Raw genomic sequence first — 17426 nt, 5'->3', positions numbered from 1 at the left:
ATACGTTAAAGTAGGGATTAAAAGTATTATCAAGGGAAAGAAGCATATAATCAAGTGTTTTAGGACCTAAACGGCATAATTATTATTTCTTTTTTGCTTATCGGACGCCTCTCCTTCCAATTACACAAACTTCCAATAAAAAAAGAAGGGTATTCACCCTTCATTCACCTTCTCTTCCGTTGTTCCTGAAGAGATGACTTCTGTAGGTTGAATACCCGCTTCTGTATAAAACTTCTGCTTCTTCTCATTAAATTGCTTAGTAAAATCGTTAAATTGCTGCTTCAGTTGTTCTACCTGCTGAAACACTTGGTTGCGAGCTGCAACCGATTCCTGAATAGACTTGATGTTTGTATCCGATGTCTTTAGCGCCTCATACACAGATTTCTCCGCTGCAATCAAATCCGTATACTGCTTATGAAGCGTTTGGAATGTATCATACCGCTTCGTATATGCCGTGATTACTTCGTCCGCCTGCTTCTTCAACTGGTCATCCTTAAGCTTATCTGCCGACTTCGTAAAACCCGAAGCCACCTTGTAACCTTCATCCAACTGCAGCTTTGCGTCATCAAGTGCTTTCTGACGATCATCTAATGCCTTGGACGTATTATCAATAAGCGTCTTCACGTTAACGTTGTTCTCTGCACCATTCGTCAAAATATTACCATATTGATTCTGATCCTTCGCTTCAAGCAGCTTTAATTGCTCAAATGAAGCAGGAACTGTCGTTTCCAATGCCGATGCCTTCTCAAATGAATCGAACAACTGTTGTGTCGGTGCCGTACCGCAGCCTGCAAGTGCAACGATAAGTGATACCATCATAGCCGTCGTACCGACCAACTTCTTCATAGCTGTCAAACTTGTTCCCTCCTATCCCAATCAAAGACGCTCATCTTTATGGAAATTGCATACAAAATGAGCATTCGGGTTGTACACTTCAAATTCATAGCCTTCAGAACGAATATAATCGATGACTTGCTGCAATTGGTTCAGCGTCTGCTTCCGATCATGCATTAATATCACTTCTGTATCTTCCGTCAATGTCGCCTTCACTTGCGCCAGAATTGCAGATGGATTGTTCGCATATTTCCAGTCCAACGTATCCAGCGTCCAGTCCCACATCTTAAATCCAGCATTAGCAATATCAGTACGGAAATCTTCCTTTATCTGTGGCGCACTGCCATAAGGAGCACGAATCAATATCGGCTTAAAGCCGGTTATTTCCTTCACAATGCCCTGTGCTTCTGTAAATTCATCGATAAAGTTCTTGCTGCTGCCGCTCTTGTACAACTTCGCAAAATTATGCGTCATACTATGCAGTCCCGGATAGTGTCCTTCTTCATACATACGCTTAACCTGATCCGGATTCTCTCGCATGTTATCGCCGAGCATAAAGAAAGTAGCCTTAATATTATTCTGCTTCAGCACATCCAGAATCTCATCTGTGTGGCTGTTCGGCCCATCATCAAATGTCAAATAAGCAACCTTACGCTTCAAGCCATTATATAAAGTAGGTGATTGCTTCTCCTTTGCAGCCGTTGCAATGACCGCAACCTCTGTCACAACCGTCGACTTCTGCTCTGAAGCTGCGTTAGCCGTCGTTCCCCACAGACTTTGACCTAGCGAATAAATGCCGACTCCTATCGCTATGATCAAAAACAATAAAATGGTGCGCCCTATTAACTTCTTGTTTCTTCGCTGACGTCGGCGGCCTACCGACACGACGTTACGTCCTCCCATGTTGCAGCTCACTTCCTTTATAAACTTTGTTTCGACTAAAAAATAGCTTTCGACAATATACTATATAGCAATTCTACCAGATGGTAATGACAGATTCATTACAAGAGCACTAGATTCGACAATAAAAGAGATACAATGTTGTTACTAAATGGAGAGCTAAATATGCTTATGACTGTAAATGCAAGGATATCATTTCCACACCAAATAAATTTGCGTCAAATATGAGCAGGGTTTGGTTGTTACTCAGGAATGAAGTCCTAGTTCTGACTTCTTGCTGTCGAAACAAAATGGTACATACAAAGTTATACAAGATTTGCGAATCATTTGTTGCGATAATAAAAGTAAACGTTTTGTGAAAATGAGGAAAATTCGCTGCCTAATGAAGATGTCGTCCGATGCATGCTGTGGTCGATCTCCCGATTTTAAAAGCTGTTTTAGTTGTATGTAATGCAAGCAAAAGTGTGAATGGAAATGATCTGAATTACACGTTCATGCCCCAAAACATACAAAAGCACCTCCACATCCAATTAAATCCCAGGAAATGAAAGTGCTACGTATTCACAACAATCACATGTTCATAGAAGTCTGTTCCGCTTTGTACTTTGAATCATGCAAGCTTCGGACAAGCCCCTCTTAAAACCGAATGCCCGGCCAAATACTTCTAGCCAACTGTATTAATAGGACTACCAGCCAAGTAGGCCTGAATATTGTCAGCCGCAATCTGCAGTAATCTGCGCCGTGCATCCTGTGCCGCCCATGCCATATGCGGAGTGATGACTGCTTTCTCCTGGTGCAGCAAAAGCTGACCTTCAGCAGGTGGTTCTTCTGTCAATACATCCAACAACGCAGCAGCTAACAACCCTTGCTGAAGCGCATGCGCCAGATCGGCTTCGTTTACAAGTGCACCACGAGCCGTATTAATCAATACCGCGGAAGATTTCATCTGCGCAATGAAATGCCGGTCTACCATTTTCCTTGTGTCCGCAGTTAATGGGCAGTGTAGCGACACGAAATCTGATCGATAGAGCAGTTCCTCCTGGGATACAGCCTCAACATGCGGGAACAGCATCACATCTGGCGAGCGTCTGGTCGCAACCAACACATGCATGCCAAAAGCATACGCTAATCTGGACACTTGCTGCCCTATGCGACCGAAGCCGATGATGCCAAATGTCTTCCCCGCCAGTTCCACCTGCGGGGAGAGCCAGAAACTGAAGTCTGGCTGCCGCGACCAGCGGCCACGCTTAACGGCATCGTCATGCCGTTCAATGCGATGGCACCAGGAGAGCAGGAGTGCCATCACGTACTGTGCAACCGCATCTGTACCATAGGATGGCACGTTGGTCACTACAATCCCTTGCTGCCCAGCAGCATGCACATCCACAACATCATAGCCAGTCGCCAAGACACCGATATATTGCAGCTTCGGCAATTGAGCAAATTCCGTACGACCAAGTCTTGTCTTATTGGTAAGAATGATATCCGCTTCACTAGCTCGTTCTACAATTTGATCCAGAGCTGTCCTCTCGTATACATCCATTCGAACCTCATTAAGAGGCAATCCGCCTGCCGCCGCGGCTGAGCGAATCTTCTCCCAGCTCAGATCACCGGGATTAAGTGTATAACCATCTAGAATAACAATATTCATGATGTCCCTCCCTCCGTTAAGAACAAGCGCCTGATCCTTATTCCGATTGTTGCTTTTCTAGAGCCGCCTTTAATAAGTCGCCCAAGTTAGAGCCAATCGACTCCTGTTTGCTGAATTGCTGTACAAGCTTACGCTCCTCGTGCTTACGCAGTTTTCCGCCGCTCGCATCCAATTTCTCCACGAAATTACACGGCAAGCATTGAAAGAATTTGCCGGCCTTCCCTTGCTTAATTTCCATCTTCTTATGACAGGTTGGACACCGTCGATTAGATAACTGCTTCTCCGCTGAGCGCTTATATTCACACTCTTTGTTAGAGCAAATGAGCACTTTCCCTCGTTTGGTCTTGCGCTCCATGAGCCGTGAATTACAGTCCGGACAATGGCTGTGCGTTAAATTATGAGGTTTATATTCTGCCTCACTCTGCTTCACGCCACTAACTAATTGTTCGGTCATCTGACGAATTTGAGCCATAAAGTCTCCCGATCGACGATCACCACGGGCGATACGTTCAAGCTCCTGTTCCCACTTTGCCGTCAATTCCGGTGTTCGCAGCTCCGAGGATACCAGCTCAATCAACTGCTTGCCTTTGCCTGTCGGCTTCATCTGATTACCAACACGTTCAATCGTATCACTAGATATAAGCTTCTCGATAATGTCCGCACGTGTAGCGGGAGTTCCCAAACTATGCTTCTCCATCTGTGTTAATAGCGTCGCCTCCGTGTAACGGGCAGGTGGCTTAGTGCGATCACGCTGCACATACACACGTTTCACGGGAACCTTGTCGTTCTGCTGCAGCTGAGGCAGACGTTCTTGATCACGTTGTTCCACTTTATGAGCCTGATCCTCATCTTCTTCTTGCCAGTCGTTGTCATATGCCTGGCGCCAGCCGCTCTCCAGCGTCGTACGTCCCTTGGCTGTAAAAGTCTCATTCCCAATAGCTAATGACAACGACACTTGTTCATACACCACAGGTGACATAAACAAAGATAGGAATCGACGGGCAATCAAATCATACAGCTTGCGCTCTTCATTAGTCAGCTGTGAATAGCGGAGCGGCTCATCCGTAGGAATAATCGCATGGTGGTCGGTTACTTTGCTGTCATCCACAATACGTTTAGTAACCACAAGCTGCGTCCGCTTTAACTGCTTGGCTAACGCAGCATATGGACCGACAGCCATCCCCTCAAGCCGATCCTTTAACGTTCCAACCATATCGGAAGAGAGATATCGACTGTCTGTGCGCGGATAGGTGACCACTTTATGCTGTTCATACAGACGCTGCAGCACATTAGAGGTTTGCTTCGCCGAGAAGCCATATTTGCGATTCGCATCACGCTGCAGCTCAGTCAAGTCATAGGCAAGCGGATGCGGCTCCTGCTTCTTCGTCTTCTTAATCTCCCTTACAATCGCTTGCTTACCTGATAATTGCGCAAGCTTCTGCTGCGCTTCTGCCAAGTCAAACATCCGGGCATCTCCGCTGCTTCCACGCCACATTGCTTCAAATCCACCACAATCCGCAACAAGCAGATCGTATTCCTGCGAGCTGAAGTTCGCGATCTCACGCTCGCGTGTCATCAGCATGCCAAGCGTTGGGGTCTGAACACGGCCAGCTGACAATGGTGTCTCGAACTTACAGGTAAGAGCCCGGGTTACATTTAGTCCGATCAGCCAGTCAGCTTCCGCTCTACAGCGGGCAGACTCATACAGCCGATCAAAATCCGTACCCGGCTTTAATTTACGGAATCCCTCGCGAATGGCTTTGTCTGTCTGGGACGAGATCCACAGTCTCTTAAACGGCTTGTTCCACTTCGCCATCTGCATGATCCAGCGCGCAAGCAGTTCTCCTTCACGGGCTGCATCAGTAGCCACGATTAACTCCTTCACGTCTCCACGCTTGCATAACTGTTGAACAGCCTTATATTGATGTGCCGATTCCCGTAATACGGTCAGCTTCATTCGCTCAGGAAGCATCGGAAGATCTTCGAGCTTCCATTGCTGGTATTTACGATCATAATCCTCCGGTTCAGCCAGACCAACCAGATGACCAAGAGCCCAAGTCACAATGTACTCGGGACCTTCGATATAACTTTTATGCTTGGTGCTGCAACCGAGTACCCTTGCAATTTCGCGTGCTACCGAGGGCTTCTCTGCTAATACTAAAGATTTCATACGTTCTCCTTCCACTACCCACACATGATGTATTTGCTGCCTATATTACAATTCCGATCCATTAATTCGTGTGAATGCATTATTCTTATCGCAGCTGTTATCATGAACGTCCACGGCCCCACATCCTATCCCTATCTAATCTGGATGGCATTGTCATCATACAGCAAGGGCCAGAAACAGGCATTCGTCCAATACGCCCGTATCCCTCATTATACCATGTAGAGCGAACCGCCCACCTGATGACTACTTGGGTAGAATAAATACAGATAAGCCTGGAAATGCTGATTCAACACTAATTTAGAGTGCACGTACCGCTCCGCCATCTACCAAGAACGCTTGACCCGTCATATAACTATTTGTTGGTGAAGCCAGAAAAGCAATCAATCTTCCCATTTCCTCTGGTTGACCATAACGTCCCATTGGGATTAACGCTTTCTCCCGATCCTCAATAAATGATTGATCAACACCTTCATGATTTGCCGCCAGCCGATCCAGTTGAATTACACGATCCGTCGCGTATCTGCCCGGCCCCACTGTGTTGATCAGAATTTGATCCCGCGCCAAGTCAGGCGCAAGCGTCTTGGCTAATCCAAGCACACCTACACGGAAGGTAGATGACAGCATCAAGGATTCAATTGGCTGCTTATGTGTGCTCGAAGTCATGTTTACGATCCGTCCAAATTGCTGCTTGCGCATGTATGGCAGAACGGCTCGAATCGAACGCACATAACTTAGCAGCGTTAACTCGAATCCTTGCTGCCAAGCCTCATCGCTGAGTTGATCAAACGTGCCAGGTGACGGCCCGCCGCAGTTATTGATCAAAATATCAATTCGTCCACGCTGCTCCATCGTACTAGCAACGATACGCTCAATATGCTCGGCTTTTGTGATGTCACCCTGAATCAAAATAGGCTTGCTACCCGTTTGCGCCAGCATTCGGGCCTCTGCTTCATGCAATACCGCTTCATTTCTGCCCACTAGCGTAACCAATGCACCTTCTCTGGCTAGCTCCTCAGCAGCCGCATATCCTAATCCCTTGGAGGAAGCCAGAACGATAGCAACCTTGCCTTGCAATTGCAATTCCATGACAGGCACCTCTTTCAAATCGAATGAGAAAATTGCTGTAACCATATCTGCTTCTAGTTTAGGATAGTATAACAAATAGAGCCACCATCTTCAGTCTGCCTTCATCTCTATCCCTTTCCAGACCAGCACATCTCCTTTCACCGCCACCTTATGTACAAAAGAACGAATGAGTTGCTCGTTGGCGTGACAAGCTAAGCTAATGCACCATTCTAGCTCTAGCAAGTCAGGTCACTTATAGTTGGAGGGCAACGGTTTGAAAATGATGAGCGGCAGCGGTCAGAAGAAACGCCCCATGTGGCGAGACACACTCGCCTTTTTCTATAAATTTATACGGCATCCTCATGAGATTGGCAGTCTCATTCCTAGCTCGGAAGCACTCGCAACTGCGATGACATCCTGCCTAACTAGCAGTAACATGACTAAGGTGGCCGAACTTGGCGCAGGGACGGGTGTAATCACTCGCCATATTATGAGACAACCCCAACTGGAAGCGGCTCTCATTTTCGAAAAAGATACAGATATGAGGACTTCCTTATGTCAGCAATACAGCAAAGCCGTATGCGAGGAAGATGCAACTCAGCTTACCCGTATTATGCAAAGAGAAGGCTTGCAGCATCTAGATGCTGTCATCAGCGGTCTTCCATTTGCCATGTTCACAACTGAGCTCCGCGAGCGAATTTTGGACGAGGTGGATGCGGCCCTTGTCGTTGACGGCTTATTTATTACGTTCCAGTACTCCCTCCAAATGAAAGCTATGCTTACAGAACGATTTGACATGGACAGTATCCGGCTTGTCCTGTGGAACTTCCCGCCCGCATTTGTATACTGTTGTCGCAAACGAAGTTAATGGTCTATCCTTATACGTCGCTGCTTGTAGCGCAGTCATCATTCGTTTTATGATGAGTACTAGACGAACGGCTATCGGGCTCGTGCGCAGGTCACACTTGTGTGGAGCGCGGCAGCCGCAGCAAAGGAGCTTCAGCGAATGCGATTAAACAGCTTCCACTTAAAAATAATCGGACTGCTGCTTATGATCGTAGATCATATTCATCAATTCATACCGGGAATGCCCGTATGGATGAATTGGATTGGGCGTATCGTGGCACCGATTTTCTTCTATCTTGTTGTCGAGGGATTCTATAAGACAAGCAGCCGTAAACGTTACATCAGCAGAATGTTAACGGCTGCAGTCGGGATGGCGATTGGAAGTCAGCTTCTCATGAGCCTGTTTCCGAATCCGGAGTATCCAATCTTCAACAATATTTTTTTATCACTTGCCTTTGCTCTCCTTCAGCTCACCGCACTAGAATGGACAAAAACAAGTGGTCGAACGGAACTCGGAGGTATCTTTGTGCTATTGTCTTCAATCGGAGGATTGATGACGGAAGCCTCTTTACTTGGTGTTGCAAGCGTATTTATTTTCTATGCTTTCCGTGACCAGAAGCATTCGCTTATCGCTGCATACACTCTAACTATCCTCACGATCAACATCGGACTCGACCTGACTGTATTGCCTTGGGTTGAGGTATTCACATGGGATAATCTCCTGTATGTTAACTACCAGTGGATGATGTGCGGGGCAGCCATACTCTTTGCTTTATACAATGGAGAACGTGGGTATCAGGCTCGTTGGAGTAAATATATGTTCTACGTCATCTATCCCGTGCACATCTGGCTCCTTTATGGGATTAGTTACGCCCTATTGAGCTGAAATATTATCTTATCCGAGGTGGATTCGAATAGAACCCCTCGCACGGATAATTAAATTGTGCACAATTGAATTATGAACGATTTATATGTATAATAAACGCAATCAGGGATTCATTCCTATTTTTATAACAAAAGGAGAGGGTTATCTTGTCTACTATTTATGATATTCAAGTCAATAAGCCAAATGGCGAAGTGCAATCCATGAATGATTACAACGGAAAAGTGTTGTTAATCGTCAACACGGCCAGCAAGTGTGGATTTACCCCACAATTTACCGAATTACAAGCACTCTACGAGCAGTATCAAGATCAAGGTCTTGTTGTCTTAGGCTTCCCTTGCGATCAATTTAACAATCAAGAATTCGATAATATGGAAGAAACGATGGAGTTCTGTCAACTGAATTTTGGGGTTAACTTCCCGATGTATGGCAAGGTGGATGTAAAAGGGGAACAAGCTTCTCCTTTGTTTACGCATATGACACAAGCAAAGAAAGGTCTGCTCGGTTCCGATATCAAGTGGAACTTTACAAAGTTCTTGATCAACCGCAGTGGTGAAGTTGTAGATCGTTATGCGCCACAGACTAATCCCTCGAAGCTGGCAAAGGATATCGAGAAGCTGCTGTAAGGAGTACTCATCATGCGCGAGTTTACACAGAAGAAGCTTACGGCAGCTACGGATGAACAATTAGCACTTGATAACCAGCTGTGCTTTATGATTTATTCCGCTTCACGGGAAATGACCAAGTTATATCGTCCCCTGCTGGAGAAGCTCGATCTAACTTATCCGCAATATTTGACCCTGCTTGTCTTGTGGGAGCAAAATGGAATAACCGTCAAAGAGTTGGGACAGCGTCTCTATCTCGACTCTGGCACGCTGACACCACTCCTCAAGCGTATGGAAACGCAGAGCTTGTTGAACCGACAGCGTGATCCGGCAGATGAACGCAAAGTGATCATTACGTTAACGATGCGCGGCCAATCGCTCAAGGAGGAAGCCCGCTGTATACCAAGCGAGCTGTACAGCCATGCAGGTCAGTCAGCAGATGTACTCGAGCGGCTGTTCGCTGACATGAAGGAACTGCTCGCTCACCTGCATCAGGCCAACCTGCGCCAAGACTAGCACGGTCTGCCCGAGATACATCGTTGGCTAGCTCTACAGTCATAACTAGAACGTCCGACGACCCATGCAATCGTCGGACGTTCTTCTATTGTAGTGCCAATAGTCCATAAGCCCGCAGGGTGCGGAGCGCTTGAAGCGTCAGAACGCCCTGCCATTCCCGCTTCGCTTGCGGCCATTCCGATTCGTATTGCCCCCATGACCATGCTGGGTGCCAAGCTCCATCCGGCTGCTGCTGCCGAATCAGAAACTCCAGATTCGTTGGAAGTATAGCTGCGAATTGTTCATAGTACGGAGAATCTGGGCTGTCGGCAACTTGCAGCGGTGTGAGGCAGTATCCGTTCCAGGCCTCAGGATCTACAACGACACATTGCTGGACCATCGTTTCGATCTGTGGACGAATGTGTTCCAGTTCCTCCTGCGGCAATCGAGCAGCCATACGCAATGTACACAACAGCTCATGGAATTCGTTCAATGGTGAACGATCCAACAAATATTGTACGGCATGCTCGGTAATCTTCTCCCTGAACTCCATCGCAACGTGAGGGTATTCATAAAGGTAACCGACAATCTCAAGGTTCGGATTGCCCCACCCGTCGTAGATATCGCGATAATCCCACCACGGTGCGCGCGGATGCTCGTCTACCTCGTCTGGTACGATGTTCCAGCCTTGCTTGCCTGTCTGGTAAGCATCCAGCAAATAGGTAATCGCATCAGCTGCTAGTGGATGCTCTACGGGCAAGTTCACATATGACATCGTTTGCAGCGCTACAGTGGTTGCAATAACCGATGAATTGTTCATTCGAATATCCGGTTCGAGTGCTTTGCCGAACCCGCGATCTTTATTTTGAAATAAAGCCAACTGCTCGATAACCGCCTCAACCGAACCCGCTTCAAACTCCCACTCATACAGCACTCTTTCTAACGGTCGTGCTTCCTGCTTTAGAAATAAAACTGCACTTTTCGCCTGCTCTGATGACCACGTTGTCATAAGTTTTGCCTCCTTTTCTCTTATTACCAATTTAATACTATTCCCTAAACCTATACAACCTATAACTTTCTAAATGGGATGAACATAAAAAGAGAGGCAGCTCCTCGTCATCATGGATAACGTAGAGCTGCCTCTCTTGCTTGCTGGTGTTATTTCACGAACTGAACATCGTAACCTTTTGCCTTTAATTGATCAATAATCATATCCTTAATAACAAAATGGCCTGCGCCGACAACTACAAAATGAGTGGAAGAGCCTTCCTTGTCCAGCAGTTCCATCAGCTTTTTCGCCATATTTTTATCGCGTTCCCCGAATAATCGCTGAGCCTGTTCGCTTTGTACCATATCTTCCGAGCTAGTGAAAGACTTCGTAAATTGCTCAAGTTCAGCTTTCGCCCATTGCTTCTGCCATCCCTTAAACGCTTCTAACACTTCGTTCGATTTCTCAGTCGGGGTTAGAATCTGATCCAACGCATCATTTAACTCTTTCTCTTGCACAGCAGCCGGCACGTTGTTAAAGAGATCGCCCTGCAGCTTCAATCCTTCAAGCTCATGAATCGGCTTGCCCGTCAATAATGCTGACGAAGTAAAGTACATATCGATTCCTAGTGCTGCCGCCTGCACCATCTCGTCAGAAGATCCTGTCATCATGGACATAGAGAGATTATTGGAGATCGCCCATGGCTTGAAAGAATCAAATGCATCTTTTGACACGTTTAATTTGTCGAGCGCCTTCTGCAGCTTCTCGTAAGTTTCCTTCGAGATATGCTCACTCAGCTTTGTGCCGTCCGTATAAAACATCAATTGGCTGAATTCAGCCATTGCATCTGGATTGCCTTGCAGATCCACCTCTACCCACAGGGAGTCCGACTGTTTAAATGCATCTCTAACACTCTTTTGCATCGGATACATAACAGGGTCACCCAAGTGAATCGAGCCTAGCAAATACATTGTATTATTTCCTTTTGTTGCTTTCCACAGCAGTCCTTTTGACCCGCCTCCGACAGCATCATAAGCATATTCAACAAGTCGGCTGGCCATAACAGCCGCCTGCTCGACCGTGCTTGGCTTATTCAGATCAAGCCCTTTACCTGTACCGTTAATAATGCCTTTCGTCTGCAAATAAGCGATCGGCTCATATTTATCAATTTCCAATGTTTCAGGCCATTCGTACTGTGCCAACACACTGTACACGGAAGTCATGACCGTTTCTCTAGTAATCATGCCAGTAACATGAGGTGCAGCAAAAGTATTTTTTTTCTTTAGTGCCAGTGCATCCAGCTTGGTAGATGTCGCTGTTATAAGAGATTGAAACTTGTCTTGTGTGATTGGTTTCTGGAAAGTGCCGTCATAGTACCACGTTAGTGGGAATATGCCATACTTTTCCCCTTCATTTAAAACTTTGATCGACCACGGGCTAATTTGTGGTACAGAAGCAGACGCCTCATTTGCTTGTACGGGTACGACGACACCCAACATAGCGACCAAGGCAATTAAGCCACTAGCCACACTACGCTTCAACATATTCCATTTGCTAGTCTTCACCAATATTCCCCTCTCGATAGAATATATGTAATTTAAAACACCTTCCCGATTATAGCCTAAATCTATTTAATAATACAAGATTCGTAAGGAAGGATTCCCCTAATTATGAATATCAATTTCCATTCTATGTGATAACTTAGTGAATTTATCTTAACTACTTACTTTTATATAGTTTATATGATACACTGGAACTAATCTATTAATTGTAACCGAAAATATACATACTAAGGAGCCAACCCCATGCATACATTTGAAACTATTGTTAAAGATCGTCGTTCCGCGAATAAATTTAAGACTGATGTTGAAATTAACAGGCAGGATTTTGAAGACATCTTTTCATTAACCAAGTATGCACCTTCTGCCTTTAATCTGCAGCACACACGTTACATTGCTGTTACAGACCGCGAGAAGCTGGATCAAATATATGAAGCTGCCAACAAACAATATAAAGTCAAAACGGCTTCGGCCGCTATACTTGTGCTCGGGGACACGCAAGCGCACAAGCAGGCTGCCAGCATTTATGAAGGCATGCTGCACCTTGGGATATGGACGAAACAAGAGTACGATATGAACGTAGAGAGCACGACGCAATTCTATGAGCAAAGAGGCGAAGCATTCCAACGCGAAGACGCTATTCGTAATGCAAGTCTGTCAGCCATGCAGCTAATGCTCATTGCCAAGGACAAAGGCTGGGATACTTGCCCGATGATTGGCTTTGATCCTGAGCTCATGCGTTCCATTCTGAGTGTGCCGGATACCCATGTGCCCGTCATGTTGATTACAATTGGTAAAGAAGATACCTCCAGCCGCAGACCACGTGGATACCGCAAACCCGTTGGGGAGTATGTCAGCTATAATGCTTTCTGAGCCCACCAGGATCACAGTTATAAGTAAGCTGATCGATCTGTAATTCATAAAGGCTGCCCGCAGTTCATTCTTCATGAATAAATTGCGGGCAGCCTTTTATGCAGCAGTATGCTATTGGGCTAGGAAGGTCGATTAGTTCATGCCTTAAGAAGTGAATCTAGGCTGCTCTTCTGGGAAACCAAAGCTTACATTCTGCGTGCCACATCGGAAAAGTAGAACTTGTCCAGACGATGTCGTGATTCCGTATATTCAAACTGTGTGCCATCATATAAATACGTAAAATTTTTGACGACTACAACATAGTCTGTGCCATTCAAATCCAGATATCTGCGATCGTCGTCCCCACACGGCTGAACCTCTATGACACGATGCGCATAGCTGATCTGCAACCGAAGCTGCTGTTCAATGTATGCATAAATGGAGTCTTCCGCAATCTCTTTGGTCAGCCCGCTTATCATATCGGTCACAAAATAATTGATGTCTAGTATGACATTCTCATTTTCCGTCCGTCTGACTCGCTTGATCAAATGCAGATCTGTCTTTGACTTCACGCCAAGCCGCTTGGCTGTCTCCCGATCTGCCTTAAGATGTAATATCTCTTTTACATGAGTCGTAAAGCCGCGCTTTAACCGTTCATTCGCTTCCTTGAAGCTGACAATTCCGCCAAAGCTAAGCTCGATATTTTTCTTGCGGGTGACATACACACCTTTGCCGTGTATCTTCTGGACGTAGCCGCGCTCCTGAAGCAAATCCACGGCTTTGCGCACCGTACCGCGACTCGCCGCGTAGCTCTCCATCAATTCTGTCTCCGATGGAATCTTGACACCATCTTTCCACTTTCCATTCTCGATATGTTGAATAATTTCATCCATAATATGTTCGTACTTGCTCACGACGTCATCCCTCGTTCCTGCCAACGTTCTGGTTGGAACTATCGTATCATACTCCTGCCGTCCGAATCATCTGCCCCGTTATTTTTTAAGATAATACACAACGGATTCATAAGGTCTTAAATTTATTTGTCCTAAGCATGAAGCCTCTTCTCCTGGTGCTGTATCCGCATGTTCGTAATTGCTCAGCAGCATTTCGCAGCCCCAACCAACATACAAGTCCTTCACCTTTTCATCCAGTGTAAAAGAAACCGACTTGCCGTAGTAATTGTTAAGCACGATCAGCGCTTCGTGCTCCATCACTCTTGCATATGCCCATACTTGCTTGTCGTTCTGGTCCAAACGTTCGTATCTCCCCATCGTAATGACAGGCATCTCGTGACGCAGCTGAATGAGCTTCTGATAGTAATAAAAGACAGAATCAGGCCGTAAGAGCGCGTTCTTTGCGTTTACATCTTTATAATTCGACGCTGCTTGAATCCACGGCTCGTGATCAGAGAAACCAGCATACTCCGAATCGTCCCATTGCATGGGGGTACGAGAGTTGTCACGCGACTTCTGCTGAATGGCGGCCATCAGTTCATGAAGCGGCATCCCTTCTTTACGTTTCAGATCGAATATATTCAACGTCTCCACGTCACGATAATCTTCAATACATTCAAACTTCGGATTGGTCATCCCAATCTCTTCACCTTGATAAATATAAGGTGTGCCCTGAAGCATGTGCAGTGAAGTAGCCAGCATCTTGGCTGACAGCTCTCGGTATTCACCATCGTCCCCAAAGCGGGATACGATGCGCGGCTGGTCATGATTGCACCAGAACAGCGCGTTCCAACCTCCGCCTGCATACATGCCTTCCTGCCACTCGGACATAATCTGCTTTAATTGCTCAAAGTCAAACTCTGCCTGCGACCACTTCTCTCCATTTGGGTAATCCACCTTTAAATGATGGAAGCTGAACGTCATAGAGAGTTCACCGCGCACAGGGCTTGAGTATTTGATGCAGCTATCTATCGACGTGGAGGACATCTCTCCGACCGTTAATAGGTCCTTGCCGGCAAACACCTCACGGTTCATTTCCTGTAAATATTCGTGCACGCGTGGTCCATCTGTATAATATTTGCGCCCATCTCCAACCGTTCCATCTGAGCCGATGTCATCTGGAAATGCCTGATCTTTGGAGATAAGATTAATAACGTCCAGCCGGAAGCCCGTCACACCCTTCTTCACCCAAAAGCGCATCATCTCATACACATCACGGCGAAGCTCTTTATTTTCCCAGTTTAAGTCGGCTTGTGAGGTATCAAACAAATGCAAATAATGCTGACCCGAGACTTCGTCATGTGCCCATGCCGAGCCGCCGAACTTGGACTGCCATTGGTTGGGCTCATCCTGCCAGATGTAGTACTCGCGATAAGGCCCCGCCTGATCTTTAATCGCCTCACGGAACCAATGGTGATCCGTAGAAGTGTGATTCACTACAATATCAAGCATAATTCGAATACCACGCTGCTCCGCCTCTGCCACCAAACGTTCAAAATCGGCCATCGTGCCATAGCTCTCATCAATCGCGAAGTAGTCGCTGACATCATATCCGTTGTCCCGCTGCGGCGACTTGTATATCGGCGTAAGCCAGATATAATCCACGCCAAGCTGCTTTAAGTAGTCAAGCTTCATTGTCACCCCGTTTAAATCGCCCGTCGCTTGTCCGTTGCTGCTCTTAAAACTCTTAGGGTAGATTTGATACACAACCGACTTGCGCCATTCATCCATCGCCCACGCTTCCTTATGATCAGAACCTGTTACACGGTCCGTTGACAATTGTTGTTTCTCGCTCTGCGTGCAGTCCATATCCGGTCACTCCTATCTCTATACTTATCCATTTATCGAAGACGATGAGGTTTCCCTCACGTTCCGACCTTATCTATATTTGGTGATGTTCAAGTCATAACGGTTCAAGTCTATATTCCTATAACGCAATTAAGCGTTGATCAACTGACATGCACCCACTTGTACCACTATCCCTCTAACAAAAGGGGCTATCCCTCATGTCCTGCGACACTTTCGGGACAGCCTATAATGAAACAGAACGTGTATTATGCCTTATTGTTTAAACGTTTGGAACGTGACAGTACAAAGGTCATTACGACTGGGATAACAACGGCAATCACCATGCCGACAAAGAAGCTGGCCATGGAATTTGGCATAATTGAGATAAATGCCGGCAGTCCGCCAACCCCAATTGCAGGCGCCAGTACGTCATTGAGCGTAATAAATATGGCGGCTGTCGCCGATCCGATAATCGCCGCATAAAACGGATATTTATTCGACAAGTTGACCCCAAACATCGCTGGCTCCGTGATGCCGAAGTAGGCGGACAAAGCAGACGTCGACGCCATGCTCTTGTCATTCTGCTTCTTCGAGATCCAGAACATTGCCAGTGCTGCGCTGCCTTGTGCAATATTAGAAAGGGCAATCATCGGCCAAATAAATGTGCCGCCATTCTGTGTGATCAACTGAAGGTCAATCGCGATAAACATGTGATGCATTCCCGTTATTACTAACGGCGCATAAAGAGCACCGAACAACAATGCGCCTAATACCGGAGCAAAATCAAATACGTATACGATTCCGTCCGCGAGCAAGTTACCGATATGTCTTGTTACAGGACCGATAATGCCGAGGGCGAGTACACCTGTAACAACAATTGAGGTAATCGGTACGACAAGCAGTTGAATCGCACTTGGTACACGTTTCTTTAACCATTGTTCTACTTTGCTTAATACATAAGCCGCCACTAAGATCGGCAAGATTTGTCCTTGGTAACCTACTTTTTCAATAGAAAACCATCCTAAAATATCAAAATAGGGCAATTTAGCTCCATCTAGACCTGCTGCTGCTTGACCATAGTTCCATGCATTAAGCAAATCGGGATGAACTAGCAGCAGTCCAAGTACGATACCAAGAATCTCGCTGCCGCCAAACCGTTTGGTTGCCGACCATCCGACCAAAGCCGGCAAAAATACAAATGACGTGTTCGCCATCATATTAATGAGGTCCCATACCCCTTGTAAATTCGGATACACTTCAAGCAGGTTCTTACCTGCAAAGAAGAGATCCTTGGCACCAATCAAGTTGTTTAGCCCCATCAGGAGACCTGCGGTAATAATGGCCGGTAAAATAGGCATAAACACATCAGAGAATATCTTGACTAGCTTCTGGAGCGGGTTCAGCTTCTTTGATCCCATTTCTTTCACGTCTGCTACTGTCGCTGACTTCATCTGTGTAAGTGCGATTAATTCCGCATACACACGTTCCACTTCGACAGGTCCAATCACGACTTGGAATACGCCGGCATTCATAAACGCACCCTTCACCAGTGAAACCGATTGCAACTGTTCCAATTGAACCTGCGACTCGTCTTTAAGTGCAATACGCAGCCGTGTCACGCAATGCGCGGCTTGTTCAATGTTGTCTTTGCCACCAAGATACTCTATGACTTGCTCAGCCGTCTCACGGTAATTTTTCCCCATTGATGTCATCTCCTCTTCCATTCCCCGCTTGTAGCAACAGCTAGCTGTTACCGCTTACAAGGAAATATTAACTCGTATATACGTGTTTGTCAACACTTATATATACGAGTTGTCTAAGTTTGAATTTCACTTAG

15 protein-coding genes are annotated in these 17426 nt (G+C 46.2%); 5 read left to right on the top strand and 10 right to left on the bottom strand.

The window, feature by feature from the left end; all coding sequences use genetic code 11:
• Window positions 1–153: 153 nt before the first annotated feature.
• The 5 genes from QP775_RS13795 to QP775_RS13775 all read right to left on the bottom strand — a co-directional run bounded on the left by QP775_RS13795 (window position 154) and on the right by QP775_RS13775 (window position 6641).
• Entirely contained in the window at window positions 154–846 is a 693-nt protein-coding gene (locus QP775_RS13795; protein ID WP_285107283.1) for a YkyA family protein, read from the bottom strand.
• A 30-nt stretch (window positions 847–876) separates the two neighbouring features.
• Window positions 877–1737: a polysaccharide deacetylase family protein gene (locus QP775_RS13790; RefSeq protein ID WP_239330335.1), complete on the bottom strand. Its 861-nt coding sequence runs from the start codon at window positions 1735–1737 to the stop codon at window positions 877–879.
• Between the two features lie 661 nt (window positions 1738–2398).
• Entirely contained in the window at window positions 2399–3385 is a 987-nt protein-coding gene (locus QP775_RS13785) for a D-2-hydroxyacid dehydrogenase (RefSeq protein ID WP_285106798.1), read from the bottom strand.
• 37 nt (window positions 3386–3422) lie between these two features.
• Window positions 3423–5555 carry a DNA topoisomerase III gene (locus QP775_RS13780; protein ID WP_285106796.1) on the bottom strand — a complete coding sequence of 711 codons (2133 nt, stop codon included), beginning with the start codon at window positions 5553–5555 and terminating at the stop codon, window positions 3423–3425.
• Window positions 5556–5852: 297 nt separating this feature from the next.
• A complete protein-coding gene (locus QP775_RS13775) occupies window positions 5853–6641 on the bottom strand; it encodes an SDR family oxidoreductase (protein WP_285107281.1) in 789 nt (262 codons plus the stop codon).
• 259 nt (window positions 6642–6900) lie between these two features.
• Between QP775_RS13775 and QP775_RS13770 the strand changes: the two genes are divergently transcribed.
• The 4 genes from QP775_RS13770 to QP775_RS13755 all read left to right on the top strand — a co-directional run bounded on the left by QP775_RS13770 (window position 6901) and on the right by QP775_RS13755 (window position 9470).
• Entirely contained in the window at window positions 6901–7488 is a 588-nt protein-coding gene (locus QP775_RS13770; protein WP_285107278.1) for a class I SAM-dependent methyltransferase, read from the top strand.
• Window positions 7489–7626: 138 nt separating this feature from the next.
• Window positions 7627–8352 (top strand): TraX family protein, encoded by a 726-nt coding sequence (locus tag QP775_RS13765; protein ID WP_239330339.1) that lies wholly within the window; start codon window positions 7627–7629, stop codon window positions 8350–8352.
• 146 nt (window positions 8353–8498) lie between these two features.
• Complete coding sequence (locus QP775_RS13760; RefSeq protein WP_285106792.1) at window positions 8499–8975, top strand: glutathione peroxidase; 477 nt, start codon at window positions 8499–8501, stop codon at window positions 8973–8975.
• Window positions 8976–8987: 12 nt separating this feature from the next.
• Window positions 8988–9470 (top strand): MarR family winged helix-turn-helix transcriptional regulator, encoded by a 483-nt coding sequence (locus tag QP775_RS13755; RefSeq protein ID WP_285106790.1) that lies wholly within the window; start codon window positions 8988–8990, stop codon window positions 9468–9470.
• A gap of 85 nt (window positions 9471–9555) precedes the next feature.
• Here the strand turns inward: QP775_RS13755 and QP775_RS13750 are convergent, their stop codons facing one another.
• Together QP775_RS13750 and QP775_RS13745 are read right to left on the bottom strand one after the other, a co-directional pair.
• Window positions 9556–10458, bottom strand: coding sequence for a hypothetical protein (locus tag QP775_RS13750; protein WP_239330341.1), 903 nt, complete (start codon window positions 10456–10458; stop codon window positions 9556–9558).
• A gap of 149 nt (window positions 10459–10607) precedes the next feature.
• Window positions 10608–12002, bottom strand: coding sequence for a TraB/GumN family protein (locus QP775_RS13745; RefSeq protein WP_285106787.1), 1395 nt, complete (start codon window positions 12000–12002; stop codon window positions 10608–10610).
• A gap of 240 nt (window positions 12003–12242) precedes the next feature.
• Here QP775_RS13745 and QP775_RS13740 point away from each other — a divergent pair, with 240 nt between their 5' ends.
• A complete protein-coding gene (locus QP775_RS13740; RefSeq protein ID WP_239330344.1) occupies window positions 12243–12869 on the top strand; it encodes a nitroreductase family protein in 627 nt (208 codons plus the stop codon).
• Window positions 12870–13054: 185 nt separating this feature from the next.
• Here QP775_RS13740 and treR read toward each other — a convergent pair whose 3' ends face one another.
• The 3 genes from treR to treP form a co-directional block, all read right to left on the bottom strand.
• Window positions 13055–13786, bottom strand: a complete 732-nt coding sequence (treR, locus tag QP775_RS13735) for a trehalose operon repressor (protein ID WP_285106785.1) — start codon at window positions 13784–13786, stop codon at window positions 13055–13057.
• 54 nt (window positions 13787–13840) lie between these two features.
• Window positions 13841–15532 (bottom strand): alpha,alpha-phosphotrehalase, encoded by a 1692-nt coding sequence (gene treC / locus QP775_RS13730; RefSeq protein ID WP_285107276.1) that lies wholly within the window; start codon window positions 15530–15532, stop codon window positions 13841–13843.
• A gap of 323 nt (window positions 15533–15855) precedes the next feature.
• A complete protein-coding gene (gene treP / locus QP775_RS13725; RefSeq protein ID WP_285106782.1) occupies window positions 15856–17292 on the bottom strand; it encodes a PTS system trehalose-specific EIIBC component in 1437 nt (478 codons plus the stop codon).
• Window positions 17293–17426 lie beyond the last annotated feature (134 nt).

This window comes from Paenibacillus sp. UMB4589-SE434 (genome assembly GCF_030226685.1).
Taxonomy (GTDB): Bacteria; Bacillota; Bacilli; order Paenibacillales; family Paenibacillaceae; genus Paenibacillus_B.
Note: the sequence above shows the minus strand (reverse complement) of the source record. Positions and strands in the feature narration are given on the sequence as shown.

Bases quoted from the DNA above. Each gene is read 5' to 3' on its own strand.
- QP775_RS13795 (WP_285107283.1), bottom strand. From the start codon at position 846: ATGAAGAAGTTGGTCGGTACGACGGCTATGATGGTATCACTTATCGTT.
- QP775_RS13790 (WP_239330335.1), bottom strand. From the start codon at position 1,737: ATGGGAGGACGTAACGTCGTGTCGGTAGGCCGCCGACGTCAGCGAAGA.
- QP775_RS13785 (WP_285106798.1), bottom strand. From the start codon at position 3,385: ATGAATATTGTTATTCTAGATGGTTATACACTTAATCCCGGTGATCTG.
- QP775_RS13780 (WP_285106796.1), bottom strand. From the start codon at position 5,555: ATGAAATCTTTAGTATTAGCAGAGAAGCCCTCGGTAGCACGCGAAATT.
- QP775_RS13775 (WP_285107281.1), bottom strand. From the start codon at position 6,641: ATGGAATTGCAATTGCAAGGCAAGGTTGCTATCGTTCTGGCTTCCTCC.
- QP775_RS13770 (WP_285107278.1), top strand. From the start codon at position 6,901: ATGATGAGCGGCAGCGGTCAGAAGAAACGCCCCATGTGGCGAGACACA.
- QP775_RS13765 (WP_239330339.1), top strand. From the start codon at position 7,627: ATGCGATTAAACAGCTTCCACTTAAAAATAATCGGACTGCTGCTTATG.
- QP775_RS13755 (WP_285106790.1), top strand. From the start codon at position 8,988: ATGCGCGAGTTTACACAGAAGAAGCTTACGGCAGCTACGGATGAACAA.
- QP775_RS13750 (WP_239330341.1), bottom strand. From the start codon at position 10,458: ATGACAACGTGGTCATCAGAGCAGGCGAAAAGTGCAGTTTTATTTCTA.
- QP775_RS13740 (WP_239330344.1), top strand. From the start codon at position 12,243: ATGCATACATTTGAAACTATTGTTAAAGATCGTCGTTCCGCGAATAAA.
- treC (WP_285107276.1), bottom strand. From the start codon at position 15,532: ATGGATGAATGGCGCAAGTCGGTTGTGTATCAAATCTACCCTAAGAGT.
- treP (WP_285106782.1), bottom strand. From the start codon at position 17,292: ATGGGGAAAAATTACCGTGAGACGGCTGAGCAAGTCATAGAGTATCTT.